At 64.2% G+C, this 4,823-nt stretch carries 5 protein-coding genes; all 5 read right to left on the reverse strand.

Annotated features, from left to right (window positions below):
* Window positions 1-73: 73 nt before the first annotated feature.
* Window positions 74-607, reverse strand: a complete 534-nt coding sequence (locus TZ03_RS27185; RefSeq protein WP_051101407.1) for a C40 family peptidase — start codon at window positions 605-607, stop codon at window positions 74-76.
* Window positions 608-746: 139 nt separating this feature from the next.
* Window positions 747-1,400, reverse strand: coding sequence for a C40 family peptidase (locus tag TZ03_RS27190; RefSeq protein WP_051101408.1), 654 nt, complete (start codon window positions 1,398-1,400; stop codon window positions 747-749).
* A gap of 127 nt (window positions 1,401-1,527) precedes the next feature.
* Complete coding sequence (hda, locus tag TZ03_RS27195) at window positions 1,528-2,235, reverse strand: DnaA regulatory inactivator Hda (protein WP_003252443.1); 708 nt, start codon at window positions 2,233-2,235, stop codon at window positions 1,528-1,530.
* Window positions 2,236-2,487: 252 nt separating this feature from the next.
* Window positions 2,488-3,561, reverse strand: coding sequence for an AI-2E family transporter (locus tag TZ03_RS27200; RefSeq protein WP_051101409.1), 1,074 nt, complete (start codon window positions 3,559-3,561; stop codon window positions 2,488-2,490).
* A gap of 12 nt (window positions 3,562-3,573) precedes the next feature.
* Window positions 3,574-4,641, reverse strand: a complete 1,068-nt coding sequence (locus TZ03_RS27205; RefSeq protein WP_051101410.1) for a DUF2066 domain-containing protein — start codon at window positions 4,639-4,641, stop codon at window positions 3,574-3,576.
* Window positions 4,642-4,823 lie beyond the last annotated feature (182 nt).

Below are 4,823 nucleotides of genomic sequence, written 5' to 3' on the forward strand. Positions count from 1 at the left end.
GGCTCACGCTATCCGTGTAGGAGCGGCTTTAGCCGCGAACACCGGCAAAGCCGGTGCCATCCACCGCGATGATTCAGGGGTTCTGCGCCAGGTGCCCTTGCGGGATCACCCGCTTGGCCTGCAGGTAGGCCTTGGCCCAGTAACTATTGGACAGGTAGTCCAAGCGCACCGTGCCACCAGTGGAGGGCGCATGCACGAAGCGCCCTTCCCCTACATAAATACCGGCATGGCTGACCTGCGTGCCGCCACTGGTGGCGAAGAACACCAGGTCACCAGACTGCAGCGACTTGGCATCCACCGTCGGTGCGCGCATGACGATCATCTCCCGCGTCGAACGCGGCAAGCTGATGCCGGCCGCATCACGGTAGACGTACTTGATCAACCCACTGCAGTCGAAACCAGAGTCCGGGGTATTGCCGCCCCAGCGATAAGGCGTACCTACCAGACCAATGGCACGGATCAAGACGTCATCGGCAATCGGCGAAGGGCTGGGCTGGCTATACGTGACCTGCGGCTGAACCACAGGGGCCGGCGCAGGGGCACGGCTGGAGCAGGCAGCCAGCAAGGCTGCCAGGGAGAGAAATGCAAAGCGCGCCATCTTTACCATGGCCAGAACATCCTGTCTTAGACCGCTGCGCCGCAGCCGAAAAGAGTTGAGAATTTAGATTAGACGCTTTCTGTAAATGCGCACGGCGGCGAGCTTTTTTCAAAGCATCGCCGCCGTGGCAGGATATATCATTTTGCTATCAGTTGCGTGCGATATTGGTTGGCGCCATGGCCAAGGCGCGCTTGGCTTCCATGAAGGTCTTGCTCCAGTAGCGATCACCGAGATTGTCGATGCGCACGCCACCACTGCGGCGGCTGCTGGAGTGGATGAACTGGTTGTCACCCAGGTAGATGCCGGCATGGCTGACGCGGCCGCGGCCATTGGTGCTGAAGAACAGCAGGTCACCAGGCTTGAGCTTGTTGCGGGCCACTTTCGGGGCATCGACGTTGATCATTTCACGCGTCGAGCGCGGCAGGGTCATGCCCGCCTCTTCGCGGAACAGGTAGCCGATGAAGCCACTGCAGTCGAAGCCGGACTTTTCCGAGGTGCCACCGAAGCGGTAGCGGGTGCCGATCAACGACATGCCGCGCTCGAGAATGCTGTCAGCCAAGGCTGGCAGTTGGTAAGGCTTGCGGTCGCTGGAAAATGCTTCCAGGTCACCTTCAGTGACCAGCTCTTCCGGCTCGCCGAATACCGACGATGGCGAGGCTTTGGCCTTGAACGCCGATTGTGCGGCGATTGGAGTGTGATCCTGGGGCTGCGGCCCTGACTGGGAAGCAGGACCTTGGGCCGCGCAGCCAAAAAGCAGGGTCACGAGTGCGAGTGGCACGAGGGGTGCGAAGCGCTTCAGCATGGGCACGACCGTGTCTGTAGTCCTTTAGAAGGGGGAAACTATGCCCTCTATCATGGCCATTTGCAAATTTTATCGAAAAAGATGTGACTTTTTCGTTTTTCCGCTCTGGCCCAAGGTTTTCAGGGGGTTACCAGCCGAGGGTTTCCTTCAGGAAAGGGATGGTGAGCTTGCGCTGTGCCTGCAGCGAGGCCTGGTCGAGGCGTTCGAGCAGATCGAACAGTGCACTCATGCTGCGCGCGCCACGGGTGAGGATGAAGTGCCCGACTTCGTCGGTGAGGTGCAGGCCACGGCGCGAAGCACGCAGCTGCAGGGCGCGCAGCTTGTCTTCGTCGGACAGGCCACGCATCTGGAATACCAGGGCGAGGGTCAGCCGCGACTTCAGGTCCGGCAGTTTGATCGGCAGTTCGCGCGGCGATGCCGAGGCGGCCAGCAGCAGGCGCCGGCCGCTGTCACGCAGGCGGTTGAACAGGTGGAACATGGCCTCTTCCCAGTCCGCCTTGCCAGCGATCACGTGCAGGTCGTCGATACACACCAGTTCGTACTGGGCCAGGTAATCGAGCAACTCCACGCCACGATCGAGCAATTGCGCCAGCGGCAGGTAGACAGCGGGTTCGCCGCGCTGCTGGAAGCGGTGGGTGGCAGCCTGCAGCAGGTGGGAGCGGCCAACACCCTGCTTGCCCCACAGGTAGATAAGGCTCTCGGTCCAGCCGGCGTCGGCTTCGCATAGCCGCTCGACGTAACCCAATGCCGCAGCATTGGCGCCCGGATAGTAGTTGATGAAGGTGGCGTCATCGCGCAGGCGCACACCCAGGGGCAACTGGATCGGTGGTTTCATGCTCGCGGGCGGTCGGCAGGACCGCAGGGGGCCTTTGGTGAACAATGTGCAAAGTCTATACCCGCAGCGCGGGGCGCACAATCACGGCAGCGGATAGCGCAAGCAAAATCAACAGGTTGCGCCATTGCGGGGCTGCTTTGCAGCCCTTTCGCCGGCAAGCCAGCTCCCACAGAATCTCTAAATGGCTCAGGGCGAGTGCAGTACCTGTGGGAGCTGGCTTGCCGGCGAAAGGGCCGCAAAGCGGCCCCGCGGTTATAGATCCGGATCGACACCCCCGGCATACATGTCCGATTCCTTGTACAGGTCATGCACATGCCGCAGCAGCACCATGATCACCGCCGCCACCGGCAGCGCCAGCAGCACCCCGGTAAAGCCGAACAGCTCACCGCCGGCAAGGATGGCGAAAATTACCGCCACCGGGTGCAGGCCGATGCGGTCGCCCACCAGCAGCGGGGTCAACACCATGCCCTCCAGCGCCTGCCCGACCATGAACACCGCGACGATGCCCAGCATCGGGTACAGCTCGCCACCGAACTGGAACAGCCCGGCCACCAAGGCCGCACCGATGCCGATGATAAACCCCATATACGGCACGATGGCCGCCAGCCCGGCGAGCATGCCGATCAGCAGCCCCAGCTCCAGCCCCACCAGCATCAGCCCGGCCGAATAGATGATGCCCAGCGCCACCATCACCAGCAACTGCCCACGCACGAACGCCCCCAGCACTTCATGGCATTCGCCCGCCAGCCCCATCACTTGCGGTTCACGCTGGCGTGGCAGCAGACCGCGCAACTTGGCCATCATCAGGTCCCAGTCACGCAGCAGGTAGAAGCCCACCACCGGGATCAGCACCATATTGGCCAGCCATGCCATCAGTGCCAGGCTCGAAGCGGTGGCTTGGGACAGTATCACGCCGACGATATCGGTGGTCTGGCCCATGTGCGCGCCGATGGCGGCCTTGATCTTGTCGAACTTCCAGAAGCCATCGGCCAGGCCAAGGCGGCTCTGCGCCCAGGGCAGGGCCACCTGTTCGAGCCAGTCGAGCATCTGCGGCGCCAGCTCGTACAAGCGCAGCAGCTGTTTGGCCAGCATTGGCACTAGCACCAGCAGCAAGGCCAGGAACAGCAGGGTGAACAGGCTGAACACAACCACCACGCCCCAGGTACGCGACAGCCCCAGGCGCTCGAGGCGGTCGACCAGCGGGTCGGCCAGGTAGGCCAGCAGGATGCCGACCAGGAACGGCGTAAGAATGTTGTGCAGGCTATAGAGCAGCACGGCAACCAGCAGGGCAACGCCCAGCCAGATCCAACGACGTACGTCGGTCATGGTGTGCTCCCCTTACCAGCGAAAACGCAGGCCGTCGAACGGCTTGGGCGCTGGCTGGGCCGGCGCTGGCTGCTCAGCCCCGGGCCCCGTTGCCGGGGCTGGTGTGGCTGGCAGCGCGGGCGCCTGCTCGGGCGGCAGTTCCTGCAACTTGGCCAGGCCAAGCTGGGCACGCAGCTGTTCGCGGTTGGCGGTTACCCCGTAGGTCAGGGTGCTGCCTTCGGCCAGTTGCAGGCGCGGACCATAGGGTTCGAGCACGCGGGCCAGCTCGGCGTAACGCTGCAGGTTCACGCCCTGCACTTGCACCTGCAACTGGCTGCTGGCGCCTGGGCGGGTGACATAGCGCGGCGCCAGGCGGCTGCTGAGCGCCAGCATCACCGCGTCGGCCAGGGCGGCCTGGTCGGCGCCCTCGGCAGTGCCTTGCTCACGCTGGTCGCCCAGCCACAGCTGCCACTTGCCCTGCCACTTGCCGTCGGCCTCCTGGGCATGCACCGCCAGCAAGGCGTCGGCGCCGTAGCGCTCGGAGGCCTCACGCAGCGGCGCCGGATCGCTGCCTTCGATCTGCTTGGCATTGGCCACCAGTTGCTCCTGCAGGTCGGCCAGCGGCAAGCGTAGCGGCAGGCCGCGGTGCTGGGCGGCACGGCGCAGGGGTTGGGCGCTGGCCTGGCCGTCACCGACCAGGTTACTGCCCTCGGCATTGTCATTCAGCCACCAGCCGAGAATCGACGGCCGGTTGCTGCCCCACAGGGCCAGGCCGGCCTTGCGCAGGGCACGCTCGGTACTGCCGGGGTCGAACTCGACCAGCACCGACTCGGGTGGGCCGGCTTCGCTGCCAACCTGGTTGATGATTTGTTGCGGGTCCTTGCGCAGCTCGGCCAGCGCCGGGCTTTGCGCCGCCTTCGGGTCGCCGGTCAGGCGCAGCACCAGGGTGTCGAGGGCCTTGGCGGTAGCTGCGGCACGGGCTTCGGCGCCCTGCCCTGCGACCGGCTCGCGCACCTGGTAAAGGCCGGAGACATTTTCAGCCAGGGCAGTGGCCGAAGTCAGGGCCAGGCAAGCGACTGCCAGAATATTGAAGAAACGCATGGTGGATTCCCGTCCATTTACCGCAATGCCTATACCTTATACACGGGGGCGCAAGGTAACCAGTCGCGAGGGGGTGAAAGATTGGTTGCCGAGGGGGTTGCTGGGGAGATGTGTTGGGTCTGACAGGTTTTCGCCGCAACAGGTTCAGTGCCTGGGAGATCGAGCGCCGCCCGCGCGGCGCT

This window comes from Pseudomonas sp. 10-1B (assembly GCF_000935045.1).
In the GTDB taxonomy this organism is placed as follows: Bacteria; Pseudomonadota; Gammaproteobacteria; order Pseudomonadales; family Pseudomonadaceae; genus Aquipseudomonas.

What these genes read in the sequence shown, in the direction of transcription:
- TZ03_RS27185 (WP_051101407.1), bottom strand. Translation starts at nt 607, where the DNA reads ATGGTAAAGATGGCGCGCTTTGCATTTCTCTCCCTGGCAGCCTTGCTG.
- hda (WP_003252443.1), bottom strand. Translation starts at nt 2,235, where the DNA reads ATGAAACCACCGATCCAGTTGCCCCTGGGTGTGCGCCTGCGCGATGAC.
- TZ03_RS27205 (WP_051101410.1), bottom strand. Translation starts at nt 4,641, where the DNA reads ATGCGTTTCTTCAATATTCTGGCAGTCGCTTGCCTGGCCCTGACTTCG.
- TZ03_RS27190 (WP_051101408.1), bottom strand. Translation starts at nt 1,400, where the DNA reads ATGCTGAAGCGCTTCGCACCCCTCGTGCCACTCGCACTCGTGACCCTG.
- TZ03_RS27200 (WP_051101409.1), bottom strand. Translation starts at nt 3,561, where the DNA reads ATGACCGACGTACGTCGTTGGATCTGGCTGGGCGTTGCCCTGCTGGTT.